Origin of the sequence: Bradyrhizobium sp. BR13661 (genome assembly GCF_029892425.1) — a bacterium.
Taxonomy (GTDB): domain Bacteria; phylum Pseudomonadota; class Alphaproteobacteria; order Rhizobiales; family Xanthobacteraceae; genus Bradyrhizobium.
The window spans coordinates 31,838-56,094 of record NZ_JARXWB010000020.1 but is presented as its reverse complement, the minus strand read 5'-3'; the positions used below and the strand labels follow the sequence as shown (position 1 = coordinate 56,094).

General features: G+C 57.8%; 19 protein-coding genes and 1 riboswitch. Of the genes, 7 read left to right on the top strand and 12 right to left on the bottom strand.

The features are described from left to right. The first annotated feature begins 43 nt into the window (after positions 1–43). Positions 44–132, top strand: a riboswitch (glycine riboswitch). Between the two features lie 141 nt (positions 133–273). The 4 genes from gcvT to M2427_RS27995 all read left to right on the top strand — a co-directional run bounded on the left by gcvT (position 274) and on the right by M2427_RS27995 (position 6,143). Beyond that, the gene (gene gcvT / locus M2427_RS28010) at positions 274–1,416 is read left to right on the top strand and encodes a glycine cleavage system aminomethyltransferase GcvT (RefSeq protein ID WP_280710104.1); all 1,143 of its coding nucleotides are present in this window, start codon (positions 274–276) and stop codon (positions 1,414–1,416) included. A gap of 9 nt (positions 1,417–1,425) precedes the next feature. Beyond that, positions 1,426–1,791, top strand: coding sequence for a glycine cleavage system protein GcvH (gcvH, locus tag M2427_RS28005; RefSeq protein ID WP_280710103.1), 366 nt, complete (start codon positions 1,426–1,428; stop codon positions 1,789–1,791). 26 nt (positions 1,792–1,817) lie between these two features. Further along, complete coding sequence (gene gcvP, locus M2427_RS28000) at positions 1,818–4,685, top strand: aminomethyl-transferring glycine dehydrogenase (protein WP_280710102.1); 2,868 nt, start codon at positions 1,818–1,820, stop codon at positions 4,683–4,685. Between the two features lie 201 nt (positions 4,686–4,886). Next, entirely contained in the window at positions 4,887–6,143 is a 1,257-nt protein-coding gene (locus tag M2427_RS27995) for a Zn-dependent hydrolase (RefSeq protein ID WP_280710101.1), read from the top strand. A gap of 94 nt (positions 6,144–6,237) precedes the next feature. Here the strand turns inward: M2427_RS27995 and M2427_RS27990 are convergent, their stop codons facing one another. Both M2427_RS27990 and M2427_RS27985 read right to left on the bottom strand, forming a co-directional pair. Next, complete coding sequence (locus M2427_RS27990) at positions 6,238–7,437, bottom strand: cytochrome P450 (RefSeq protein ID WP_280710100.1); 1,200 nt, start codon at positions 7,435–7,437, stop codon at positions 6,238–6,240. A gap of 51 nt (positions 7,438–7,488) precedes the next feature. Then, a complete protein-coding gene (locus M2427_RS27985; RefSeq protein ID WP_280710099.1) occupies positions 7,489–8,448 on the bottom strand; it encodes a PDR/VanB family oxidoreductase in 960 nt (319 codons plus the stop codon). A gap of 582 nt (positions 8,449–9,030) precedes the next feature. On the opposite strand from M2427_RS27985, the gene M2427_RS27980 reads away from it, so the two are divergent. After that, positions 9,031–9,756: a GntR family transcriptional regulator gene (locus M2427_RS27980; protein ID WP_280710098.1), complete on the top strand. Its 726-nt coding sequence runs from the start codon at positions 9,031–9,033 to the stop codon at positions 9,754–9,756. Between the two features lie 245 nt (positions 9,757–10,001). Here M2427_RS27980 and M2427_RS27975 read toward each other — a convergent pair whose 3' ends face one another. From M2427_RS27975 to M2427_RS27955, 5 genes are all read right to left on the bottom strand, one after another. Next, positions 10,002–10,739 (bottom strand): SDR family oxidoreductase, encoded by a 738-nt coding sequence (locus tag M2427_RS27975; protein WP_280710097.1) that lies wholly within the window; start codon positions 10,737–10,739, stop codon positions 10,002–10,004. A 467-nt stretch (positions 10,740–11,206) separates the two neighbouring features. Then, complete coding sequence (locus M2427_RS27970; protein ID WP_280710096.1) at positions 11,207–12,499, bottom strand: MFS transporter; 1,293 nt, start codon at positions 12,497–12,499, stop codon at positions 11,207–11,209. Positions 12,500–12,577: 78 nt separating this feature from the next. Then, on the bottom strand, positions 12,578–13,408 hold the full coding sequence (locus tag M2427_RS27965) for a polysaccharide deacetylase (RefSeq protein ID WP_280710095.1): 831 nt from the start codon (positions 13,406–13,408) through the stop codon (positions 12,578–12,580). 21 nt (positions 13,409–13,429) lie between these two features. Next, the gene (locus tag M2427_RS27960) at positions 13,430–14,620 is read right to left on the bottom strand and encodes a M20 family metallopeptidase (RefSeq protein WP_280710094.1); all 1,191 of its coding nucleotides are present in this window, start codon (positions 14,618–14,620) and stop codon (positions 13,430–13,432) included. Between the two features lie 615 nt (positions 14,621–15,235). Continuing rightward, the gene (locus tag M2427_RS27955) at positions 15,236–16,000 is read right to left on the bottom strand and encodes an IclR family transcriptional regulator (RefSeq protein ID WP_280710093.1); all 765 of its coding nucleotides are present in this window, start codon (positions 15,998–16,000) and stop codon (positions 15,236–15,238) included. Between the two features lie 1,039 nt (positions 16,001–17,039). Between M2427_RS27955 and lipA the strand changes: the two genes are divergently transcribed. Beyond that, positions 17,040–18,002 (top strand): lipoyl synthase, encoded by a 963-nt coding sequence (gene lipA, locus M2427_RS27950; protein WP_280710092.1) that lies wholly within the window; start codon positions 17,040–17,042, stop codon positions 18,000–18,002. A gap of 397 nt (positions 18,003–18,399) precedes the next feature. On the opposite strand, the gene M2427_RS27945 is transcribed toward lipA, so the two are convergent. From M2427_RS27945 to M2427_RS27935, 5 genes are all read right to left on the bottom strand, one after another. Then, positions 18,400–19,692, bottom strand: a complete 1,293-nt coding sequence (locus tag M2427_RS27945; protein WP_280710091.1) for an MFS transporter — start codon at positions 19,690–19,692, stop codon at positions 18,400–18,402. Positions 19,693–19,747: 55 nt separating this feature from the next. Beyond that, positions 19,748–20,302, bottom strand: a complete 555-nt coding sequence (locus M2427_RS42140) for a sulfatase/phosphatase domain-containing protein (protein ID WP_348521953.1) — start codon at positions 20,300–20,302, stop codon at positions 19,748–19,750. Further along, positions 20,254–21,222, bottom strand: a complete 969-nt coding sequence (locus M2427_RS42135; RefSeq protein WP_348521952.1) for a sulfatase-like hydrolase/transferase — start codon at positions 21,220–21,222, stop codon at positions 20,254–20,256. Before M2427_RS42135 ends, M2427_RS42140 begins: the two co-directional genes overlap by 49 nt. Positions 21,223–21,323: 101 nt before the next feature. After that, a complete protein-coding gene (locus M2427_RS42130; protein ID WP_348521951.1) occupies positions 21,324–21,776 on the bottom strand; it encodes a DUF1302 family protein in 453 nt (150 codons plus the stop codon). Beyond that, on the bottom strand, positions 21,773–23,119 hold the full coding sequence (locus M2427_RS27935) for a DUF1302 family protein (RefSeq protein ID WP_348521950.1): 1,347 nt from the start codon (positions 23,117–23,119) through the stop codon (positions 21,773–21,775). Before M2427_RS27935 ends, M2427_RS42130 begins: the two co-directional genes overlap by 4 nt. Positions 23,120–23,316: 197 nt before the next feature. On the opposite strand from M2427_RS27935, the gene M2427_RS27930 reads away from it, so the two are divergent. Beyond that, positions 23,317–24,249 (top strand): LysR family transcriptional regulator, encoded by a 933-nt coding sequence (locus tag M2427_RS27930; RefSeq protein WP_280710090.1) that lies wholly within the window; start codon positions 23,317–23,319, stop codon positions 24,247–24,249. The last annotated feature ends 8 nt before the right edge of the window (positions 24,250–24,257 follow it).

Genomic DNA, 24,257 nt, shown 5'->3' with positions numbered 1-24,257 from the left:
TTGACAGTTTGGCCGAGGTCGTGTTTTCCTGCATCCGTTCAAGATGGCCACGTCGGGAGAGACCGGCTTTGATGCCGGCGCCGAAGGAGCAACCGCCCCGGAAACTCTCAGGCAAAAGGACCGTGTGGCTTTGACAGCATCTGGAAAGAGGCGCTTGCCGGCTTTAGGCCGATAAGCGTCCGCCGACGGGATAATACTCTCAGGCAAAGCGACAGATGGGGTTTCGTCTGGTTATCCGAGGAATAGGCCTCGGGAACCGCCGAGGACCCCCGGATGCTTGCGCAAGACACCCCTCTAAAACGTACCCCCCTTCACGCCCTTCACGTCTCTCTCGGCGCCAAAATGGTGCCGTTCGCCGGCTATGATATGCCTGTGCAGTATCCTGCCGGCGTTTTGAAGGAGCATTTGCATACCCGCCAGAACGCCGGACTATTCGATGTCTCACATATGGGTCAGGTCGCGCTGCACCCCAAATCCGGCAAGGTCGAAGACGCCGCGTTAGCCCTCGAACGGCTCGTCCCGCAAGACTTCCTAGCTCTCGGCATCGGCCGCCAGCGCTACGCCCAGTTTACTAACAAGAGCGGCGGCATTCTCGACGACCTCATGGTCGCAAACTTTGGGGACCATCTCTTCGTTGTTGTGAACGCTGCCTGCAAGGAGGCCGACGAGGCGCATTTGCGCGCGCATCTTTCTGATTCGTGCCGCATCGTTTCGCTTTCCGATCGCGCACTCATCGCATTGCAGGGGCCGAAGGCGGAGGCCGCGCTGGCAAAACACTGTCCGGAGGCGGCCGCAATGCGCTTCATGGATGCAGGTTCGCGCAAGGTTGCGGGCGCTGACTGCTTCGTGTCGCGTTCCGGCTATACGGGTGAGGATGGGTTCGAGATTTCAGTACCTGCTGATCAGGCCGAGCAGCTCGCGAAAACGCTGCTCGAGGACTCAGATGTTCTGCCGATCGGCCTTGGCGCTCGCGACAGCCTGCGGCTAGAAGCCGGACTTTGTCTCTACGGTCATGATATCGACACCTCGACCACGCCGGTCGAGGGAGCGCTGGAGTGGTCGGTTCAGAAAAGCCGCCGCGCGGGTGGTGCTCGTGCAGGGGGCTTCATGGGCGCAGAGACAATCCTGGGTCAGTTCGCCAATGGTGCTAGCCGCCGCCGGGTTGGCCTCAAACCAGAAGGCCGCGCACCGGTGCGCGAAGGCACCCCGCTCTTTGCCGATCAGAGCTCGAAGGAGCAGATCGGTTCGGTGACCTCAGGCAGTTTTGGTCCGACCCTCAATGCACCGATGGCAATGGGCTATGTGCCCACCTCACTTGCCGCCAATGACACGCAGCTATTTGCGGAGATTCGTGGGCAACGCTTGCCCGTGCGTGTCGCCGCCACGCCCTTCGTTCCCAACACCTACAAACGCTGAGAGATTATCATGAGCACTCTTTTCACGTCCGACCATGAATGGCTTCGCATCGAAGGCGACGTCGCGACCATCGGAATTACCGACTACGCGCAATCGCAACTTGGCGATGTCGTATTCATCGATCTGCCCAAGGTCGGCCGCGCTCTGAAGAAGAACGAGGTCGCGTCCACTGTCGAGTCCGTCAAAGCCGCCTCCGACGTTTACGCTCCGATCTCAGGCGAGGTGCTGGAGGTGAATTCCGATCTCGCAGCCGAACCGGCCATGGTCAATTCGGACGCCGGCGGAAAAGCCTGGTTCTTCAAGCTCAAGATCGCGGACAAGAGCGAGCTCGAGGGACTGATGGATGAAGCCGCCTACAAGGCTCACACGGCCTGATCGCCGCCATTTTTAGCGAGGCAAATATGAACGCGCCCTTCAAACCGACCGGCGATATCGCCATTGATTTCACTCGCCGCCACATCGGCCCCTCCCAGAGCGACATCGCTTCGATGTTGAATACGGTCTCTGCAAACAGTCTGTCTGCGTTGATGGCCGAGACGCTGCCCTCCTCGATCCGGCAGAAGGCCGCGCTCGACCTCGGCCCTGCACTGAACGAGACGGAGGCCCTTGCCCACATGCGAGAGCTCGCCTCGCATAATGAGACCTATACTTCGCTAATCGGCCAAGGCTATTACGGCACCATTTTGCCGGCGGTGATCCAGCGAAACATCCTCGAGAACCCAGCCTGGTACACCGCCTACACCCCCTATCAGCCCGAGATCTCCCAAGGTCGCCTGGAGGCGTTGTTCAATTTCCAGACCATGATCTGTGATTTGACCGGCCTCGATGTCGCCAACGCGTCGCTTCTTGACGAGGCGACAGCCGCGGCTGAAGCCATGGCACTCGCGGAGCGCAGCTCACAGGTCAAGGCAAAGGCCTTCTTCGTCGATCACGAGGTTCATCCTCAAACGCTCGCGGTCTTGCGCACTCGTGCCGAACCGCTCGGCTGGAAGCTGATCGTCGGCGACCCGATACACGATCTCAAAGCCGCCGACGTCTTTGGCGGGATCCTGCAGTATCCGGCCAGCTCCGGCATTGTACGCGACCTGCGCCCCGCAATCGGCTTGCTACATGCGAAGGGCGCGATCGCAGCCGTCGCCGCTGACCTGCTGGCGCTTACTTTGATTGCCTCACCGGGTGATCTCGGAGCGGACATTGCGATCGGTTCGGCGCAACGCCTCGGAGTTCCAATGGGCTATGGCGGTCCGCACGCGGCTTACATGGCCGTGCGCGATGCACTGAAGCGTTCTCTCCCCGGTCGGATTGTGGGCCTGAGCGTGGACTCGCGCGGCGCGCCTGCTTATCGCTTGGCACTGCAGACCCGCGAGCAGCATATTCGTCGCGAAAAGGCCGCTTCGAATATCTGCACGGCTCAGGTCCTTCTCGCCGTCATTGCCTCGATGTACGCCGTCTATCACGGCCCCGAAGGATTGGCCGAGATCGCACGTTCGGTGCACCGCCGCACCGCCGTGCTTGCAGCTGGCCTACGCAAGCTTGGCTTCACTCTGCGGTCGGATAGCTTCTTCGACACGGTGACCGTCGAGGTCGGCGCTCAGCGCGATGACATCGTCAAACGGGCTCAGGCCGAGAGGATCAACCTCGGCTTCGTCGATGCCGCGCTGCGCATCGCACTCGATGAAACGACGACAGCCTCGACGATCGAGTCGTTATGGCGCGCCTTCGGCGGGAAGCTCGCCTATGGCGAAGTAGACGCCACCACCCACGAAGCGCTGCCGGCCGACCTCAGGCGAACGTCAGCGTATCTCACCCACCCGGTCTTCCATACTCACCGTTCCGAGACCGAACTGCTGCGCTATATGCGCAAACTGAGTGATCGCGACCTCGCACTCGACCGCGCTATGATCCCTCTCGGATCTTGCACAATGAAACTGAATGCGACGACCGAGATGGTGCCTTTGACCTGGCCGGAATTCGCAACACTGCATCCTTTCGCTCCCTCCGCGCAGGCCAAGGGCTATCACAGGCTTTTCGAACGACTGCAAAAATGGTTGTGTGACATCACGGGCTATGACGCGGTCTCGCTGCAGCCGAACTCAGGGGCCCAGGGTGAATATGCCGGCTTGCTTGCGATCCGTGCTTATCATGCATCGCGCGGCGCGGCGCACCGCAAGGTCTGTCTCATCCCCTCCTCCGCGCATGGCACCAACCCCGCGTCTGCCGCAATGGTCGGCATGCAGGTCGTGGTCGTCGCATGCGAGAAAAACGGCGACGTCGACGTCAACGATCTTCGAGCAAAGGCCGAGAAGCACTCTGAAGAGCTCGCAGCGGTCATGATCACGTACCCCTCGACCCACGGGGTCTTTGAGGAGCATATCCGCGAGATCTGCGATATCGTCCACAGTCACGGTGGCCAAGTCTACCTGGACGGCGCCAATCTCAACGCGCAGGTCGGCCTATCTCGACCCGGCGATTACGGCGCCGATGTCAGCCATCTGAACCTGCACAAGACTTTCTGTATCCCGCATGGTGGCGGCGGGCCGGGCATGGGCCCCATCGGGGTAAAGGCGCACCTGGCGCCATTCCTTCCAGGTCACCCCGTGACGAGGGCAACTGCACCCGTCGGCCCGGTTTCGGCGGCGCCATTCGGATCGGCGTCGATCCTGACGATTTCGTACATCTACATGCTGATGATGGGCGGCGACGGGCTAAGGCGCGCGACAGAGGTCGCTATTCTAAATGCCAACTACATAGCAGCACGGCTCGATCCGCACTTTCCGGTGCTCTACAAAAATGCCAAGGGGCGCGTCGCGCACGAGTGCATCATTGACCCAAGGCCACTGAAGGCAATTTGCGGTGTAACGGTCGACGATCTTGCCAAGCGGCTGATAGATTATGGCTTCCACGCGCCGACGATGAGCTTTCCTGTACCGGGTACGCTCATGATCGAACCGACGGAGTCGGAGTCGAAGGCGGAGATCGATCGTTTCTGTGAAGCCATGATCGCGATCCGAAGAGAAATCGCCGAGGTTGAATCCGGTCGTTTTGACATCGACGCTTCGCCGCTGCGCCATGCTCCGCACACTGTGCATGATATTGCCGAAGACGACTGGAAACGCCTCTATAGTCGCGCTGAAGGATGCTTCCCCGCCGGCGTCTCCCGCATCGACAAATACTGGTCACCCGTGGGTCGCGTTGACAACGTCTACGGCGATCGGAACCTCGTATGCTCTTGCCCGCCGGTCGCCGACTACGCTGAGGCCGCGGAATAGTTCACTTCACTTATGCGCGGGGGACTTCCCCGCGCATCCAATTTGGGCTCGCTAAGAAGCCCGATCGCGGTCGCCCATCACCCCTCTTGTCAAGTGACTTGACTTATAAGACTATGCCTGTCGTCACAGACCTGAGGCGAACATCGAAACCGTTCCGCAGCCCCCCACGTTTAGTGCGGAATGGCTGAAAAGAGGGCCAATATGCTCAAAGCTCAAACTGTGCTCCCGCTCATCAACGGCGGACGTCTCATTGAACGCCATCGCAGCATGGCTTTTGTGGGCGCCACAGGTCGTGGCGGAGTAAATCGGCAAGCCCTCTCTGTCGAAGATGCAGAAGCACGCCAATTGCTGCTGTCGTGGTGTTCTGCGAGAGGCTATGCACCTGAAATCGATCCGATTGGAAATCTGTTTATCAGGCGGGCGGGTAAGCAACCGGATCAGCCACCGGTCATGACCGGCTCACATCTCGACACGCAGCCGACGGGCGGCAACTACGATGGCATCTTCGGCGTACTTGCTGGGCTCGAGGTTCTCGAAAGTCTTGATGACGCCGGGATCGAGACGGAGCGATCGGTCGAACTCGTCGTCTGGATGAACGAGGAAGGATCGCGGTTCGCGCCCGCGACCATGGGATCGGCGGTGTCGGCGGGAGCCATGACACTCGAGGCCGCGCTCAACGTCAGAGATGTTACTGGCGTGAGCGTTCAACAAGCGCTTGAAGATCACTTGGCGATCTTTCCCGAGCTTGGCCGACGACCGTTGGGCTCGTCGGGTCGAGCCTTTGTGGAAGCTCACATTGAGCAGGGGCCAATATTGGAGGCCGAACGCCGGAAGATCGGCATCGTCAATGCAATTCAAGGAATGTGTACGCTCGAGGTGGATATCACCGGTTTCGAGGCGCACGCCGGGACGACGCCGTCGCTCAACCGACAGGACGCCTTCGTGGCGGCGATGGTCCTGCTGGAACGCCTTCGTTCGAAGCTGCACGACCCCGCCGACGTCCTGCGCTTCACGGTTGGGCGCTTTGAGGTGTCACCTGGATCATCAAATACCGTTCCAGGTCGCGTGGTCTTCACGATTGACCTGCGACATCCCGACGTCGAGTACATGCTGCGTTGCTGTGAGACGATTAGAGCATTCGCCAGCGGCACCATCGAGCGGTGCAACGTCAACTCGCGGCTGCTCCTGCGATCGGATCCTGTCCAGTTCGCGACATCGATCACGGAGGAGATCAGGGCCGCCGCCGTGCGGCGCAACATACCGCACATGGGCATGCTATCAGGCGCAACGCACGACTCGCGCTATGCTTCCTTCAAGATGCCAACTGGAATGATCTTCATTCCCTGCGAAAAAGGTATTAGCCATAACGAGGCTGAAAACGTCGACCCCCAGGACCTGATTGCGGGCGCGCAGGTCCTATCGGACACTGTCGTATCGTTAGCCGGCATTTCGTCCTGAGGCGTTTATAGCTAGAAACGCCTCAGGAGTACAACGCTTCAATTGCCAGACCTGTTTGACTCTGACGAAGGCAGACTAACCGCCCTGGAGCAGGCTAAGCCGGCGAAAGCTTCAAAGGAAGGCTTTTGAGGCCGTGAAATGCGTTTACCAATTTATATTGGGGCTCTCCGTCAAGCTCGATCCTTCGAAATCGTTTCGCCAGCGTGGCCAGGATGACCTCGCCTTCCATCCTGGCGATATTTTGACCTATGCACACATGGGGTCCGTCGCCAAATCCCATGTGACCGATCGTGTTGCGTTCGAGATCGAACTTGTCGGGATCTTCCCATTTCCGAGGATCGCGGTTCGCTGAACCAAACCAAACCGCCACCTTGCTATCGGCCGGAATCGCATAACCCGACAAACTCGTATCGCAAGTGGTCGTCCGGTACGATATCGATACGGGAGACTCTAGCCGAGTCGCTTCGTTAAACGCGCTGCGTGCCTTCTCTGGGGATTCTCGGAGCGTATCCCATTGTTTCGAATCCATCGCTAGATATCGGAGAGCCGCTGAAATACTGCTGATAGTCGAATCCATGCCGGCCCGAAGAAATGCGCGTATCATTTCCGGAGCGACCTCCTCCGGGATAAGCCCCTGGTCTGCTGCTTCGTAGATTTTCGCGCCTACCCCTCCAGGCACGAGGCCGTCGCGCGTCATCTGTTTATTGTACCATTCCATGTGCGGCTCGGCCCGCTTGAGGGCCGCCGCGAGCAGGTCGTTGTTAGGGCCCAGCTGATTGAAGTTAAGGTCGGCAGAAATATTCATCTGCTCACGCGTAATCGTGAGACCCACGGCGCCGGGAAGCGCTTTCAATATGAATGCCTCGGCGATATCCCTGACTCCGTCGATCTCTCGCTGATCGCCAAGCTCGTCGACTACTTCAACGGCCTGTCGCTCAAAGTCGCTCTTCCACTTGCGGATAACCACGGGAGACATGATGCGGGTAATTACACCCCGGTTCCGAGAATGCTCCTCACCTACCTTCTCGCTAAAGACACTGGGCTTACGTCCCCAGGATCCCGGCTTGTTGAGGTTTGCCAGGCCGATGCCCGCTGCGTTGTCGTACGTAATTGGATCACGCAGGACTGCATTGACCTCAGCGTATCTACCGATCGCGTAGGCATCATACTGCTCAAGACGAACGACGGGCGCCAGCTCGCGCATTTCCTCCTGCCAAAGATAAGGATCCAGCAGGTTTTTCTCTGAATACGGATCTTGGTTCAGAACCGGGGGCTTTGCAGGCGCAGACGTCATGATTTTGGCTCCTATCTCACGAAGTAGTCCAGACAGCGGGTCGATCCTCGGTCAGAGGTCGATCGTCAGTTCTTCGTTCTTTGCCCGTGACACGCAAATCATCATCACCTCTCCTTGTTTCTTTTCATCCGCCGAAAGAAAGGAGTCGCGATGTTCGACTTCGCCTTCAAGAACGGCGACCATGCAGGAGCCGCAGGTCCCCTCCCCGCACGACGAGTCGCAAGGAATATTGTTGTCGCGGAGTACATCCAATATCGATTTATCGGCAGGAACGTCGAACTGATGGTTTGACTGCGCGAGCTTGAGGCGGAATGCGTGGTTCTCGCCTGTGGTCAAGTTCACAACCGGCGAAAAGTGCTCTAGGTGAACGCTCCTCGCCGGCCAATTACGCGAGGCGACTTCAGTAGCCATGTCGATAAATGCAGACGGACCACAAACATAGGCATGGGCAGCGTCGGGGCGATCCTGCAGGATATCGGCCAGGCGATTGCGGACGTCTCCTGGCTCGAGGCCGATGTTGAAGTGCGCATTCGAACCTAATTCTTCCGCGATCAATTCATAAAAGGGAGTGCTGTCGGCCGCGCGACAGAAATACTCAAGCCGGAACGGCTTCTTGTCGTGGTGCAAATGGCGAGCCATGGCCAACAGCGGGGTAATGCCGATCCCTCCCGCCAACAACAAATGAAAATCCGCTTCTTTAGAAATCGGGAAACTGTTGCGCGGCATACCGACAGTCAGCAACGAGCCTTCGCCAACCATTCCATGCATCGCCTTGGAGCCACCTCGCGAGTTGGGCTCCCGTTTCACTGCAATGAGATAGTGTTGCGTGTCGATCGGGCGATTGCAAAGCGAGTATTGCCGGACCATGCCATCCGGCAGATGGACATCGATATGCGCACCTGCCGCGAACGATGGCAGCGGCTCGCCGCTTGGATGCTCGAGTCGATAGGACGTCACATCCGACGTTAGCTGCGACACACGAATGACTTTCAGCTGAATTGTGGGCGCCATAACAAATCTCGACTCATGGAGAGTGGCCTTGATGACCGTCTAACTATCCGATTGTCTAACAAGCCGACACGTCACGTCAAGGATCGTTTTGGTTCCCGGCAAGCACAAGATCCAACCAACGCCACTATCTATTTGATTTTGCTTTACTTAGTCTGGTAGACGAACCGATGATATAATTGTCAAACAGTCTGCCAAGGTGCTATGTCTTTCGACGTTCTTCGTTATCTGTAATCAGCTTGGCGGCCTGAAGCGCAAGAAGCGCAGGAGTTGCATTTGAGCCGCCTCGTGCAGGGGCTTGGTGAGACAACAAGTGGTTGTTTGTGGTGAATGCACCGAGGCGCTTCAGCCAGGACAATTACGAAATGCTAAAAAAGCGGCGACGATTCATCGCCAATCAGTTACAGCCAGTCAGCAACAATCTCGAGGCAAACACGGCAACTATTTCACCAATCCTTAGGCGGGCACGCGCCGCTTCCAACTAGGGGGCGGGTCCGTAGACCTCGTAGCCGTAGCCTCGCAACTAGAGCATCCGGCCATCCTTAGGGTGGCGATCCAAGCGCCTGTAAATCTGAGGACAATTACGTGAAAGCTCTCAGTTTGACCGTCCAGCCAGTTCTCGTACGCGACAGTGCTGTTCGGATACTCCGTAACGCTATTATTTCAGGAGAAATCAAGCCCGGCACACGGTTGATCGAACGTGAACTTTGCATCGCACTTGGCGTAAGCCGTGGATCCGTCCGCGAGGTAATTCGTCAGTTGGAGGCCGAGCGCCTGATTACGGTCGAGCCCCGTAGAGGACCGGTCGTTACCGCCCTAAGCGTCAAACAGATCTCGGACATCTATGACATCCGAATGATGTTAGAGGCCCACGTAGCTCAATGCTTTACCAAAGTGGCCACAGACGCTCAGATCGAAGAGTTGCGCAAAATTTATGAGAAGCTTCGCTTAGCAATACACGCTCACGATCGCGCTGGCGTCTTGGTGCTCATCCAGGATTTCAACATCTATATGGGCGAGGTGGTTGATAACGAAGCAATTCGTGACACCCTTGGATTTTTGAATGCGCGGATTGCTAGCGTGCGGGCGACAGCGGTTGAGGCAAAGGGCCGAATCGAGGCCTTCCGCGTTGAACTAGACGACATATTCAACGCGATTGTTGCGCGAAAGCCAAAGCAGGCGATGAAGGCGATGGAAACCTACGTGCGAGCAGCTCGCGACGCTGCACTGAGCGTCGCTATCTCCGACGATCGCGCATCGTCTTCAACCGAGAGCTGGACCTCCGCCCTATCCAAGACTGAAAAGCAATAGTTCATAAAGCGAACTCCGCCGCTTTCTCAGCGTCGATGAACGCTTACCGGGTAACACCGAGACCCGACCGATTGCTATGGAGGACACCCTGCTCCTGTCGTCGACCGGCAGCGTGCCGGCGATATGCCGTCACGCCCCTGACCGACCCCCACCGTCAAAGCGCTCTCTGACAAGCCCGTCGCCGTGCGCGGCACCATGGTACAACCCGGTTGCGACTGTGGCTACGCGCTCTTGGAACTACGCCGCTATCGTCCGCCTGATACATTAAGGGTCGTACCCGTAATGTATGACGCGGCGGGCGACAGCAAAAACAAGACAGCGTTTGCGACCTCTTCGGAGCGACCAGCACGTTTGAGAAGGACGGTCTGCTCAATTCTCGAGCTCATGACTTTGTCCGTCACATCATGACTTGGCGTGTCGATAATGCCCGCGCGCACCGCATTCACTCGTACATCCAGATCAGCGAAGTCCCGCGCGGCCGCGAGGGTGAAGCTGTCCACAGCGCCTTTTGTGGAAGCATAGAGGCTGAGGCCCGGATTGTCCGGGCGCACGGCGGCCAGCGATGAGATATTGACGATCGAGCCGCCGGCACCACCCGCAGACTTTGACATCCGATTTACGGCCGCCTTCGTGCAGAGAATGGTGCTGAACACGTTCACCGAGAATATTCGGGTCAAATCTGATGAGGTGACACCAAGGATCGCCTGCCGATCAGCTCCGTTTCCGACGTTATTTACGAGTGCCGTAACCCGCCCTAGCTTGCGGTCCACTTCAGAGAACAGGCGCTCGACTTCACTTTCCTGGGTTACATCAGCTTCAACAGAAATCGCTCGCCCCCCTTTGCTGGCGATCGCATCAACGACTTCCTTCGCTTGTTTTTCAGCAGCAAGATGGTTGACGGCTACGGCATAGCCTTGCTGAGCACCAGCTAAGGCAATGGCTGCACCAATTCCACGATTGCTTCCGGTAACTACCAAGATCATTTTTTACCTCGAAGTTTTGGCGAGCGAACGCTTCGCTCGTGCCTTCTCAATCACTGCGCTCATCAGCCGCATACTGGCGGATTCGCAAAACGCCCCCCGCTTCTCGTTCGTTGCAATGGGCCGGAAACGCCTCGCCCCATCAGCTCTCAGGGAGCGTCGATCAATCCTATCCGGGCAAGAACGCGACGAATCTTCAAGCTCAATGGAGAGATGTTCTGCGTTTCGCGGTAGTTCAGTCCGAATTGGGATCCGACCAAGTCATTTGTGTCATTTGTGCGCGGTATATTCGCACTAATCGGAAAACCGGCAGCCGTAGAGACAAGCGCGTCAAACGCCCAGTCTGACGGCGATGGAAACACTCTCTTGGTTTCGTCCATTTCTAACCCGCTCCTGGATATTTTAACGCATAAGGCTCAGTCAGGCGCCGTGCAGCGGCCCCTCCGCCACGGCACGGCGCCAACCAAGGATCACGCTAGCTTGCTATGTGCGGTTTCCTTGAGGGTGAATATGGTAAGCGCAGAGACTGCTGCGCAGGCTACCAGGTAGAACGATGGCGCAGCTGGCTTACCTGTTACATCAATCAACCAAGTTACGATGAAGGGAGCGCATCCGCCGAAGATCGCGACGCAAACGCTGTAAGCCGTCGACATCCACGTCGCACGCCCCTTGGTTGCGAATAGCTCACAGATCGTTGCCGGTGCAGGGCCTGAGCAGGCGGCAAGCATGAGAGCGAACGCTGTTTGGGCAGCAATGAGCAACCCCGCCGATGGACTCGCCAACAAGAGATGGAACAGCGGGTATCCAAGGACAAGATATCCAATCGCTGATGCGAGCAACAGCGGCTTTCGGCCGATCCGGTCAGACAGTAGTCCGAACAGCGGAATTGCAACAACCATCACTGCAATTGCGATCGTCGTTGACCAGAGTGACACGTCTCGTGGCACATGCAGGTACTTCTGGCTGAAAGTCGGCATGTAAACCAGCATGACGTAGAACGCGACGCCCCAGTGGATCGCAACACCGAAAACCTGCAGGGCAGCCCCCCATGGCTTCCCGGTCGTCGTTTCCGCTTTGCTTTCAGCTTCCTGGAAGGCGGGAGTTTCGTCGACGTATCGACGCGTATAAATGCCTACAGGAAGGAGAATGCCGCCCAAGATAAAGGGAATGCGCCATCCCCAATCGTTCATCTGCTCGGGCGCCAACATCGTGGAAACAAGCGCAGCCACACCCGACCCGAGCAACAGCCCGCCGCCAGTACATGATTGTTGGAACGCTCCAAAAAGGCCGCGCCGATTGGGCGGCGCCCACTCAACCATGAAAGCTGCTGCGCTGCCCCACTCCCCCGCCGCGGAGAAGCCCTGAACGAGCCGACAGATCACCAACAGGATGGGCGCGGCGATACCGATAGTCGCCGCGGTTGGGATCAGGCCTATACCCACGGTCGAGAACGCCATCAAGAATAGCGTCGCAATTAACGCTGCTCTGCGACCGAACTTGTCGCCCATCCAGCCGAAGCTGGCTGCGCCTAGTGGCCTGGCCAAAAATCCGACACCGAAAGTTGCGAACGCAGCCAGCAATGCGGTGTTTTCGTTTTCGGACGGAAAAAATTGCTTCGCTAGGATCGTCGCTAGGTAGCCATAAACAGCGTAGTCATACCATTCAACGACGGTCCCAATGATGCCAGCCAGGACGGCATCTCGTCTTTTCGATGTTGATGGTCGCGAGATCGTTTGTCCGGAACTCAGTATGGCTTCACTCATTTACAACCCCTCCTCAAGGTCCCACAGAATTTTCGGCCGTCCTCACACTTGCAAAGTCTGCGCCAAACGACGCTGTTGCTACGAAGGCCTTTGTTGAAACTCATTTGCTGCTTCTTCCATTGAGAGGAATACAGCATTCATTTTCTTGAGCTCGCAGATCAGCTTTTCCAGGAAGATCATCCGATGTCCGCGGCCGATGACGTACGGATGGAAAGTATAAGTGAGAACGCCCCATTCTTCCGTGTCGTGCATGTACTTGAAATCATCGACCCAGTTTTGCAGAACACCGTCTGCTGCCATCAGGCCGGGCATCAGCTGGGCCTTAGTGCGCAGAAACTCAAAATGAGGAAAATCGTCCAAATTCCAGCTCACCGGCATTTCGATGAGCCGCGACTCCGGACCAAAGATTACCGGTCCTTCGAGTTGAACCTTGTCGCCTGTACGGACTCGATAGGGGCTGTGGTCGTGCCCCATCATGCTACTCTCGTAGAGGAAGCCGTGCTTGATCAACAGATCGGCGGTGACTGGACTTAGATCGAACGAGGGCGACCGATAGCCGACGGGCTTTTTGCCCGTAATCTTTGCGATCATGTCACTGGCGCGAAGGAGATCGTTCTCCTCTTTTTCCGCGCTCAGGTCCGCAGGAGGCACGTGCGTGTAGCTGTGGTTTCCTATCTCGTGACCGGCTTCATGAATCGCTTTTGGAAGATCGGGGTAGGTTTCGATGACCACGCCTGGAATGAAGAACGTTGCTTTGACGTCGTACTTGGCCAGCAGCTTCAGGATGCGTGGTACCGCCACTTTGCTAAACTCACCTCTGGAGATCGGCGTGGGGGTCGTGAGGCCACGTGAGATCAGGCCAGACATCGCATCAGCATCAAAGGTGAGGCAGGCAATGTGTCGCGGCATAGTTTCTTCTCCTTGCTTTGATTAGGCGAGCTCGGCAGCGCGCAGTTGAACGCCGTTGCGCGCAAAAACTCTACAGATGGCGACCGACAGAACTTTCGCTCTCTCCAGGAGGGTGTCGATCAGAATATATTCGTCCGGCGTGTGCGACTTGTCGCCAACCGCGCCAGTCCCGCACAGCGTCGGAACGCCCTGGGCGCCCGCAAACCCCGAGTCCGCGCAGCTGCCGGTGAATTCACCATCGAGTGTGACGCCGAGACTCGCTGCCGCCTCGCGATACACTTCGAATAGTGCGCGGGTCTGAGGGGTCGTCACTAAGGGCAGAAATTCCCCATTGACGATCAGCTTGGATGTTAGCGCGGGATGGCTATTACGTGCCACGATGTCTTCGATCTGGCGCATCGCTACGGCGCTCGCTTCGGGATCGACAAATCGCAGATCGAGCTCGGCAGCGGCATAAGGCGCAACGGTGTTCACCGTCTGACCGCCGCGCACCAAGCCAACATTGAGCGTCGTTCCCGTATCGGCGTTCGTCACCGCTTTGAACGCGCAGATCTTTTCCGCCAGCTCGTTCACGGCCGAGACGCCATCGAAGAAATTCACGCCGGAATGCGCGGGTTTTCCGAACACCTCAACGAGCATGAAGCGACCACCCTTGCGACCGATAACGACGTTACCGCTTACTCGAGCGGGCTCGGAATTGAAGACAGCACTAGAACCGCGCGCGAACGACTCGATAAGTGGCCGAGAGAACGGCGATGCAAGTTCTTCGTCGCCTGTGAACAAGCCCATCAGAGGCGGCGGGTTTTCAAAACAGCTTTGAAAGGCGGAGAGCAATACGGCATTGATAGCAACGCCGGCCTTCATATCGTTGACGCCCGGGCCATAAGCGCGGCCATCGGCAATCTTAAAACTGCGGCGTTGGGCCTCGCCTTTGGGAAACACGGTATCGCGGTGGCCCATGAGCAGGATCGGTTTTTCGCCGGTACCGACCTTCGCGATCAAGGCATCGCCGTAGGTCTCGTTGGCATGGACGGCGACTCCCACACCGTGGGCCTTCAGGTAGTCCTGGATGACTCGGCCGGCAGCATCAACGCCCGCTTTATCCGTTGAAAAGGAGTCGGTGTTGATCAGGCGCTCCAGCAGTCCGGTCAACGCGGACGCGTTCTTATCGAGCCAACTCGCTACGTACGTTTCACATGTCTCGACTGACATCCTGGATCGTTCCTCACTGTTCGCCAAGTCAAGCTGCACACCTCGTGAACCGAAATGGTGCGCGCCAAACTCATTTTTCGATTTCGGCTATTAGCATATGGCCAGCGCATGGCAAGTCTTCGATACTTCGTATCGCATTACAATTTGTGCAATCGCTGGCCTGAAAGGTGGCAGCTCGATGTTTTTCTCGGCGTGGAGGTATCTTGATACCGACAAAGGCGCGGAGCCTGTCCGACCAACGTCTGTGTTGCGGGGACTATTTCTGAAACCTTAGCTAGAAAGGATTTTTCCGCGCACTCATTACGGGTATCGCTGTTCCAGAAAGTGGAGCATCAGGTTTGGCCGGACGTCCGCGTGCCTCGCCCCTACCGCTCGTTTTCGCTTGTGTGCGTGAATAGCCGAAGGACTCGATGCGGCTTCAACCGAGCGAGCAACTCGGCAACATAGCCGGACGCTCTCGTCAAAGCAGTCGATCAATCCAAAGGCTATTCCGGATGCATTCTACAATGTGACGATACCGGGTCACTCTTGAGCGCGGCAAAGAGCTGCGAAAGTCGCTTTCAACGGGGACAACTGTCGGCGACGTTAGACGTTCGCGCGATGAACGCCGAAGGCTCAGGAGCGATGCTGACTGAGCAATTGGGCGACCCTTGCGGCTTCAGGCCCAAATCGTTCCTCGAACTTGTCCGCCTGCCATTTCCGGAGGCTGCCGGCGATATGCACGGCCGCGATCGGCCGCCCCGCTGAGTCGACAATCGCGCCGCCGACCGATACCTCGCCCACCATCATCTCGCCCACCGAAGAACCAAACCCACGATCGCGCGCTTCTGCGACCTTTGCCAGGATCTGCTCAGGCTCAATGACCGTATCACGGGTCCATTTGACCAGCTTCGATCGCGCAAGAATGTCGCTTGCCTCCTCGATGGAAAGCCGCGACAGCGCGGCTCGCCCGCCGGCGGAGCAGAAGGCAGGGATGCGTCGACCGATCAGGGCGGACACAAAATAGCTGTCATCGCCGCTCTGGGTGCGCACCGCATAGATCAAGGAGGTGCCGTCAAATAGGCTCAGGTTGGCCCTCTCTCCGATGTCTCTGCCCAGCTGCATCAAAATCGGCGTTGCAGCTATCACCAGGGGATTTGTGCGCAAGAGACTGTAGGTGAGATCCAGGCACTTCTTGCCGAGCATGAGCCGAGCGGTTCGCGGCTCCTTCTCCAGATATCCGGTTTCAACCAGAGTGTGAACACAACGCTGCGCTGCAGCCTTGTCGAGGCTCGTCAGATCCGCGATTTCGCTTAAAGATAAAAACTGATCGCCATTGCCGAAAGCCTCTAGAACCTTGAAGGCCTTTTCCAAAGACTGAACAAATAGCGCGGATTTCACGTCGCCTCTCCGGTTGAGATTCCTCCTTTAGACCACGGTGCAGTTGAGGACAATGGCGTCCGTCGGCGGGCCTCTAGGCACGCCGGACCGCAAATCGACCAGGTGCCGAGCGCCGAAACGGCGCGAGCGGGGATATTCATCAGGTCGACGCCACGCACCGCCAAGACGTGCGGTTTACCCCGGGGCGACGGAGGAAGACCCGTCGCGATGGCTCCCCCTTCAGCTCGAACGCAACGGATTGTGACCGGTCTTCGCAGGTTCGATCTTTGATTGCGTCCCTGCCAATCGCCGACGATGATATCCGCATCGCCGAATATCTTCACGTATGACTTCGCTGACCGCACGGACCGCGCGCTTCTTAAGACGCCATTTCCCCGATGTGCCGACGGGAAGACGAGCTCCAGTTGGAATGATGAGAAGGTCCTTTCGTCCGTTCAGATATACGTCGTACATGTGAACTCCTGCGCGGTGGCAGCATAGACTGGCGCGGTCCGGTTCATGGTGGCAAGCGGGCAACAGCTAGCCATTAGTTGCTCTTGCTGACCATTACGCGGAGGACATCCAGCAAGATGTTGGCCCCACACGCGTGGTCGCTAGCAAGTGTCATTATTGCGACTGACGCCGGCGATGCTCGGCACGAAGATCATGGCGGCAGGCACGATCCACGCGATCATCTGCGCGGCATGACCTGCCCCGATTCAGGCAAGGACAGCGCCCCTAGCGGAGGGAGCCTCCCCGACAGCGCGACGCCACTCGCGTCGCACTGAACAGGCTCGATCACGCGACACGTCCGACAGTCACCGAGACACGCTCCGCCTGTGCCAAGCTGTCGAAGAAGCGTGCGACGTGGCGAGATATGTGCTCGATTTAGCTAGAGATTTTGCAACATTCTCGCGTCAGAACGCTCGCGATTTGTCGGATAGGCGGTAGATTGTGAGCGCTACCAAATCCACGCAGCACCGGTCCACCGCGCGAGACGCCGTCTTGCAGCTCGTGTGCAGAAGCGATAGTGAAGCCGCTTTTGGAGGTTCTAGGCATCATGGTTACCGTGATCGACACTATCTCTTCGACCCCGCTGCGACCGCGTCATCCGGAAAAGGTCAACCGTCCCGATGCGGAGTCGCCACCGAAGCCGGCCTGGATTCGCGTCCGCGCGCCAAATACCCGCGGCTACGCCGACACACGTAACATCGTACGCGCGAACGGCCTCCACACCGTCTGTGAGGAAGCGCGCTGTCCAAATATCGGAGAGTGTTGGGACAAGAAGCACGCGACCTTCATGATCATGGGCGACACGTGCACCCGCGCCTGCGCCTTCTGCAACGTCAAGACCGGATTGCCCGATGCGCTCGATGTTCAAGAACCACAGAACGTTGCTGAGGCAGTGGCAAAGCTTGGGCTCGCCCATGTCGTCATCACGTCGGTCGATCGTGATGATCTTGCCGACGGCGGGGCGGCGCATTTTGCCGAGACGATCCGCGCCATCCGCGCCGCGTGTCCCTCGACCACGGTCGAAATCCTGACGCCCGACTTCCTTCGTAAGGAAGGCGCACTCGAGGTTGTCGTGGCCGCGAAACCGGACGTCTTCAACCACAATCTCGAGACCGTGCCGTCGCGCTATCTGACGGTGCGGCCCGGCGCACGCTATTTCCATTCCATCCGGTTGCTGCAGCGAGTGAAAGAGATCGAACCATCTATGTTCACCAAGTCCGGCATCATGGTCGGCCTCGGTGAGGAGCGTCACGAGGTGCTCCAGGTCATGGACGATCTGCGCTCTGCAGATGTCGATTTTCTGACCATCGGACAGTATCTGCAGCCGACCCGCAAGCACCACGCCGTGATGCGCTACCTGGCGCCGGAGGACTTCGCATCCTACGAGAAGGTTGGCTTCACAAAGGGGTTTCTGATGGTGTCAGCGAGTCCATTGACCCGCTCGTCGCACCATGCCGGGGATGACTTCGCCAAGCTTCAGACCGCTCGCGCCGCCAAAATAACCGGCTGATCAAGGAAGTGTTGCCGCACGATCCTGCAAGTCTCCACGAATCCGCTTAGCGCCTATGTAACCGCACGCGCAAAGTCGATGCCGCGACAACGCGGAAGATCGCCCCGGGCGGGTGCAACAAGGCAGACCGCGGATTGACGACGGCATCCGTACTCAGGCGGGCCCAATTACTGTTCCATAGATCAGAACGTGCGCGAGCTCGGCGACTTAGCGCGTCGAGGTCACGGTTACGCTGACCGCGGCACCGACGGACAACGCTAACGGAACAAGAAAGACTCCGTTGCCGGGCAGAAGACTCCGCAACCCTGCGACGACCCCGTGGATCTGAGATGAACTGCACTCACCCACTAAGGCGCGCCAACCCGAATGCCTTTACGGAAACCAAGCAGCACATTGATCACAACAGATCGCGACTTATGTGGCCGCTGGAGCTCTTCAGCGCAAATCCAGCCAAGATCGCAATGCAGGCAACAAACGCCATGACGACCGCAGGAGCCTCCTTCATGCCAGTGAGGTCGAGCACAAGGGTCGTCACCAGAGGTGTCGACGCAGTGAATATGACCGTGCTCAGATTCAATGCCAGAGCTATGCCGGAGAAGCGGATGCGGGTAGGGAATAGGTCGGCCAGCAAGAATGCGTAGATTCCGCCGACGATCCCGGCCAGCGCACCAAGGACCACAAAGGCGACGATTGGGTCGATCGCTTGCACTGCGATCAAATGATATAGAGGGTACACGAGACAAACGATCATGGTTGCGCCGAATCGGTGCAGGTAGCGCGGAGCGATCCTGTCACCGAGCCAGCCCGTAACCAAGATGGCCACGGCCGCTGAGAGTATCCCCACATTTTGAGCGAAGCTAATGGTCTTCGCGTCATAGCCCAGAATGGTTGAGAAGTAGGACGGCACGACGACGAACATAATGATGTTCGACGTATTGAAGATCGATGCGACGCCGATCCCCATCAGAATTTGCCTCCAAGTTTGCGTGATGGCCTCACGAACTGGACTTTTCGCGACCTGTGACTTCATACGCTGGAACCCCCGGGATTCCTCGAGCGCACTGCGGAACCAATAGCTGGCGAGCCCCAACATGCCACCGACAATAAATGCTAAGCGCCAACCGTAGTCGCTAACGTCGTTCGCAGGCATGGCAAGGCGTATCGCCAAGCTTGTCATCGTAGCTATCAACACGCCGATCATCGTAATCGCAATCACAGCACTGGAAACGAAGGCGGCGCGCCTTGGCATCTCCTCAACGACGTAGGTGATCGAACATGGGAGTTCGCCGGCGAAAAACATTCCCTGCGTCACGCGCAACAGCAGCAGCAGGATCGGAGCCGCTATGCCGATTGTCGCGAAGGAGGGCATCAGACCGATCCCTGCTGTGGCGGCGGACATGCACAGAATCGAGAGAAGGAAAACGAACTTGCGGCCGTAACGGTCGCCAAGGCTCCCCAAAATCATGCCGCCAAGCGGCCTCGCGAGATAGCCGAGGGCAAAGACGGAGAATGTGCTGATCATCCGGATGGTTGGATCATCGCCAGGAAAGAAGCTTGCACCGATTTCGCGCGCGAACACCCCGTAGATTATGAAATCATAGATTTCAAAGGCTCCGCCAAGGCTCGCAAGCGTCACCGTGACCCAAGCGCGCTGCGTATCCGTTCGGCTGCCTATCGCCTCGGCTGTCATCGTCTCCTACCTATCTTTGTTATCGTTCTGCTTACGCGGGCTCGCACGATCGAGGCTAACTTTCCTGCCCGGGCGGCGGCGTCGCGCCCGGCGCGCCGACCTTACGCGCCGCCTCTCGTCCACCAAAAGACTCGACTAAAGCGGCCTGCGCGCGCTTGGCCGCCTTGTCGATATGTTCGGGATCGCAAATGGAGAGAAGCGCCATGTGCATCTCGTTCACGATCGGCGCAAAAGCAGGGTCAGAAGCAAGATCGCTGATCTCTTCCGGGTCTTCGTCCAGGTCAAACAGTTCGGGCTGAAAGCCGACATAGTAGTGATATTTCCAGCGGCCCTTGCGCAACATGAAGCCGCCGCTCTCGGCGGCGACTGCGTGATATTCGCTGAATACGGTCCGCTCGTTGTCCACAGCGGTCCGGGCTAGTCCGAAAAGCGATGTGCCCGGTCGCGAGACGGACTGATCGTCGTCCTGAACGCCTACCGCGTCGAGAATCGTTGGGTAGGCATCGACAAGACTGACCGGTGTCTCTGTGATCCCGCACGAGACACCGGGACCAGCCATGATCAAGGGGATCGCGACGGATTCCTGGTAGAGGTTGCTTTTCCCCCACATGCCCCGTGCACCAAGGTGTCCCCGTGATCACTCGTATAGATGACCCGGGTTTGCGCAGCCAAGCCGCTGCGCTCCAACCCATCCAACACAATACCCACGTTAGAGTCCAAGAAAGAGCAAAGACCGAAATAGGCTGCTACCGCGCGAAGACGCTCCTCTTCGTCGCGAAACATCTGGTCATGCGGCCAGAACCGATCCTGCGCTGCCAGCCAAGGATGCTGGCGGTAACCTCGCCCTGGATCAAGCTTGCGAGGAGGCAAGCGATCGAGCGGATACATGTCGAAATACGGCTGCGGCACGATGAAGGGGAAATGAGGCGCAACGAAACCTATGTACAGCACCCACGGTCCCGCGTCTTTTGCATGCTCCGCGAACCAACTTGCCGCAATTTGCGCAGTGGTCCGATCGTAGTCCGTGTACGGAGATTCGCCGGGGCCGACGTAGTCGCCAACCATTCGATGGTCCACTGGGACATCGGGTAACGGGTCGCGGATCGAACCCCAGACCATCCCGTGACTGTTGTAGATATGCATAGGTTGGTGTTGCCGATCGAAACCAGTCGGCATTTCATCGTCTTTGTAGTGCAGCTTACCAATCGACTCAACGCGCACGCCTGCGGTCTGCAGGGCATGCCCCCAGCTTGGAATTCGACCGTCATAGGCGATCGCGTTGTCCCAATAGCCGGTTTGATGAACATAGCACCCAGTCGCGAAGGACGCCCTGGCCGGCACGCAGATCGGGCACGGCGTGTACGCGTTAACGAAGCGCCGGCCGCGCGCGGCCAGACCATCAATGTTCGGGGTCTTGACCAGTGGATGGCCCATCCATCCCATGTAGCGCGGATCATGCTCGTCAGACATAATCACGACAAGGTTGGTGGGATCCACGCCAGGCACTTCCGTCTTCAGGCCGACAGCCATCTTTCAACTTTCAACACGCAGGGAACGTTACGGACCAACACTCGCATCGCGAACATCGGGCCGGCACCTTTAGGAAACTGGACGAGTCTTTGCGCATTTCTCTAAAACCTCGCCCCCATCGAGGCGATGTAAACTGATCGGTCGCGCTGTGGATTGAACGCTCCACCCCAGATTGGAGAGTATGTCAGCTCCGCATAATAATTCTTCTTGTATTCGGCCCGGAGCTTCACCGACGCTACGTTGCGTCCCTCATTGAGGCTTCCGTCATAGGACCATCCGCTCACATCCAGCCCGTACGATCCAGAAAGCACGACAATCAAACCTGGAATCTTGGTGATGTCGTAGTTGAACGAACTCCCCAAACGAAAGCCCCAAGCATTCGACGTGACGTACCCTGCGAACGTGCAGCCAGTGGAGTTCACGCCTGGACTTGGCGCGGCACAAACACCATTGACCGGACCCGTTCCAAAGATATCGGACCGCAAATATCGGCGAACGGACGGATTCGGAAGATCGTAGACCTGTCGGAGAGCTATTTCCCCGTTGAGCGTCACCGCTTTGGCTCCGCTACATTCTCGAAGTTTTGGGTTAAGCCGAAATTGAGTGCTGCCGTTTGATGGCGGTCATAACCCTGATAAAATTGACCCGGCGCAAGCGCGTTGATGTCGGCCCTGAACAAACTTGGAGCGGTCGCCGAGACAGCGGCCTGGTTGAGCTCTCCAGCAGGTAAGGCGATCGGTTGGTTAGGGCGATAAACATATTCGCCAGACAGTGTCGTCTTCGACGCCAGTTTGGTTTGAAAATTAAGCGCCAGCATATCTATGTCTGGAGCGAACACCGTTCGAAAGAGGGGATTACCTCCGTCGGGATTCCCGGCAATGAACGGGACTGCAGCCGAGGTACGAAACGTTCGAGACAGTTCTACGATCGCGTATCTGGCATTGTAGTGTGCATAGTACGCCCCAACTTCCGTTCGCAGTGCGTCGATCATGTATTTGGCGCCAATGCCGCCCTGCTTTAACTCGTTATTGTCCGGCGTCGGCGCTCGATTGATGAAATCACCGAGCGGGAAGAATGCGGGATCCGGAATGGTGAAGGGCCCGCCGGTCACAACATAGTTGCAACCCGTTCCAAGGAAATCGGGACCATAAAATGTGCCGCAACCATCGTAGGCATTCCGGGCGGCCCCGAACTGCCAGAATCCTTCAAGGGTAAGTTTAGGTGTTGCTGCAAACTTTAGGAACGTTGAAGGCACAGGTATTGAGAGCTCTTCGCCCGCAGCGCCCGCCCTTCGCGCTGCCGGAAAGTCGAAAGGATTTATAGCCGATATGCCGCCTGCAATCGCAAACGGGATACCCCAGGGGATGGTCTGTTCGCCGACACGGAAATCGAGGCTCCGCCCTACCCGACCGTAAAAGTATGCCTCCTGCAAGGCGAGCCCAGCAAATCTGGCCCTGTTCTCAAAACCCTTGTCCGACAGCGGCGTGTTAGAAACGTAGCCATTGGGGTAGTTGCCCCACGGAACGGGGCTATTCTCCAACGTATAGTCGGTCCACCCCTTCCCTCGAACGTACATCCCGTAGTCGTTGTACTTTGCGTCGACAGAGAGCCACCCCTTCAGTACTGAAGAGACAGGCTGACCGTTCTTGAAGTTCAACTCACCATCGTCGCTGTTGCGGGTGTTACCGGTTGCAGGAATCTTCAGAGCCTTGCCGTTCGGAACGGTGATGAACTGGGGATCCGGATCGTCTGCACGAACAACGGTGCCGACCGTCGCCCCGCCGTGCACCGTTACGTCCACTTCTCCGACCTTGTACTGCTCGGCGTGCGCGATCGTCGAAGTGCCCCACAGTGCGACGGCGAAAGACCCACAGGCCGTGCTTCGCCAGCGTGACAAGGACCGCACCTGCCCGCTCGATGCAAAAGGTCTGCAGCCTGACTCGGCTCTAAGGATCGTCCGGCTGCGGCCGTCCCGACTTCCAATAACGCGAACGAGCCCTGCTATCAAACATGTTCCCATCCCCCAAATCATTTTGATGAAGGCTAGGGACGACCGATTGACTATAAAAGTCGTTGTATTGTATCGACTAATTCATGTCTCAAATCAATCTTGGCCCGCGAGAAATCGAAGCGTTCCTCGCTGTCGCTAGTCACGGCTCGTTTCGTGCGGCGGCAATCGCGCTTGGCATGTCGCAGCCCGCGATATCATCCCGCATCCGTCACGCTGAAGATGTACTTGGCGTCCGGCTCTTTCATCGGACAACAAGGAAAGTTTCAATCACGGACCATGGCGAACGGTTACGGATTCGCGCGGAGGCTGCGATTGCCGAATTGCGCGCCGTGATCCACGAATTTCGCGATGAAGCGCGGATGCAACGCGGAAGGATTGTCATCGGTGCCTCGCCGGCAACCGCGGCCGGCGTGAAGTTCTTCTCGATCATCCAACAATTCAGGAAGCGGTGGCCGGGCATCGAGGTGATCGTTCACGATGATCTCGACGGGCCGCCACTCGACCGGCTAGTTTCAGGTGAGATCGATTTTGCAGTGGGACCAGCCAGACGGGTCGACGAACGCCTCAATTTCGAAGTGCTGATGCAAGAGGACATATTGCTTGTTGCGCACGAGAGCCACCCCTTGTCGCGCCAACGGGTTGTTACGATTGCCGACGCCGCAGAGTATCCATTGCTGACGCGCCCCCCACAAACGGCTATTTGGGAGCTCTTGAGCGACGTCTATCAAACGGCCGGCTTTCCATTAAAGCCTGCGGTCGAGTTTCACAACGTCCTAAGCCTCGTTGCTATGCTTAAAGCCGGTTTTGGAATCTCGTTCGTACCGGCAGGAGCTATTCCGCTACTCAATATGGACGAACTGAAAACGCGCCGGATCTCACCAACTCCACTCCAGCGAACCGTTGCAATTGTAACCGCTCGCGGCAGAGCAGTACAGCCGTCCTCGGCCGCGTTGATGAATGCGCTCCGCTTGGGATATGGATTGCGGAAAGGCAATGCTCGGGCGGCGCAAACCTGAGTCGTTGC

Coding starts and splice junctions, on each gene's coding strand:
- M2427_RS27965 (WP_280710095.1), bottom strand. CDS start 13,408: ATGCCGCGACACATTGCCTGCCTCACCTTTGATGCTGATGCGATGTCT.
- M2427_RS27945 (WP_280710091.1), bottom strand. CDS start 19,692: ATGACAGCCGAGGCGATAGGCAGCCGAACGGATACGCAGCGCGCTTGG.
- M2427_RS42135 (WP_348521952.1), bottom strand. CDS start 21,222: ATGGCTGTCGGCCTGAAGACGGAAGTGCCTGGCGTGGATCCCACCAAC.
- lipA (WP_280710092.1), top strand. CDS start 17,040: ATGGTTACCGTGATCGACACTATCTCTTCGACCCCGCTGCGACCGCGT.
- M2427_RS27985 (WP_280710099.1), bottom strand. CDS start 8,448: ATGGCGCCCACAATTCAGCTGAAAGTCATTCGTGTGTCGCAGCTAACG.
- M2427_RS27975 (WP_280710097.1), bottom strand. CDS start 10,739: ATGATCTTGGTAGTTACCGGAAGCAATCGTGGAATTGGTGCAGCCATT.
- M2427_RS27930 (WP_280710090.1), top strand. CDS start 23,317: ATGTCTCAAATCAATCTTGGCCCGCGAGAAATCGAAGCGTTCCTCGCT.
- gcvP (WP_280710102.1), top strand. CDS start 1,818: ATGAACGCGCCCTTCAAACCGACCGGCGATATCGCCATTGATTTCACT.
- gcvH (WP_280710103.1), top strand. CDS start 1,426: ATGAGCACTCTTTTCACGTCCGACCATGAATGGCTTCGCATCGAAGGC.
- M2427_RS27970 (WP_280710096.1), bottom strand. CDS start 12,499: ATGAGTGAAGCCATACTGAGTTCCGGACAAACGATCTCGCGACCATCA.
- gcvT (WP_280710104.1), top strand. CDS start 274: ATGCTTGCGCAAGACACCCCTCTAAAACGTACCCCCCTTCACGCCCTT.
- M2427_RS27960 (WP_280710094.1), bottom strand. CDS start 14,620: ATGTCAGTCGAGACATGTGAAACGTACGTAGCGAGTTGGCTCGATAAG.
- M2427_RS42140 (WP_348521953.1), bottom strand. CDS start 20,302: ATGTGGGGGAAAAGCAACCTCTACCAGGAATCCGTCGCGATCCCCTTG.
- M2427_RS27995 (WP_280710101.1), top strand. CDS start 4,887: ATGCTCAAAGCTCAAACTGTGCTCCCGCTCATCAACGGCGGACGTCTC.
- M2427_RS27990 (WP_280710100.1), bottom strand. CDS start 7,437: ATGACGTCTGCGCCTGCAAAGCCCCCGGTTCTGAACCAAGATCCGTAT.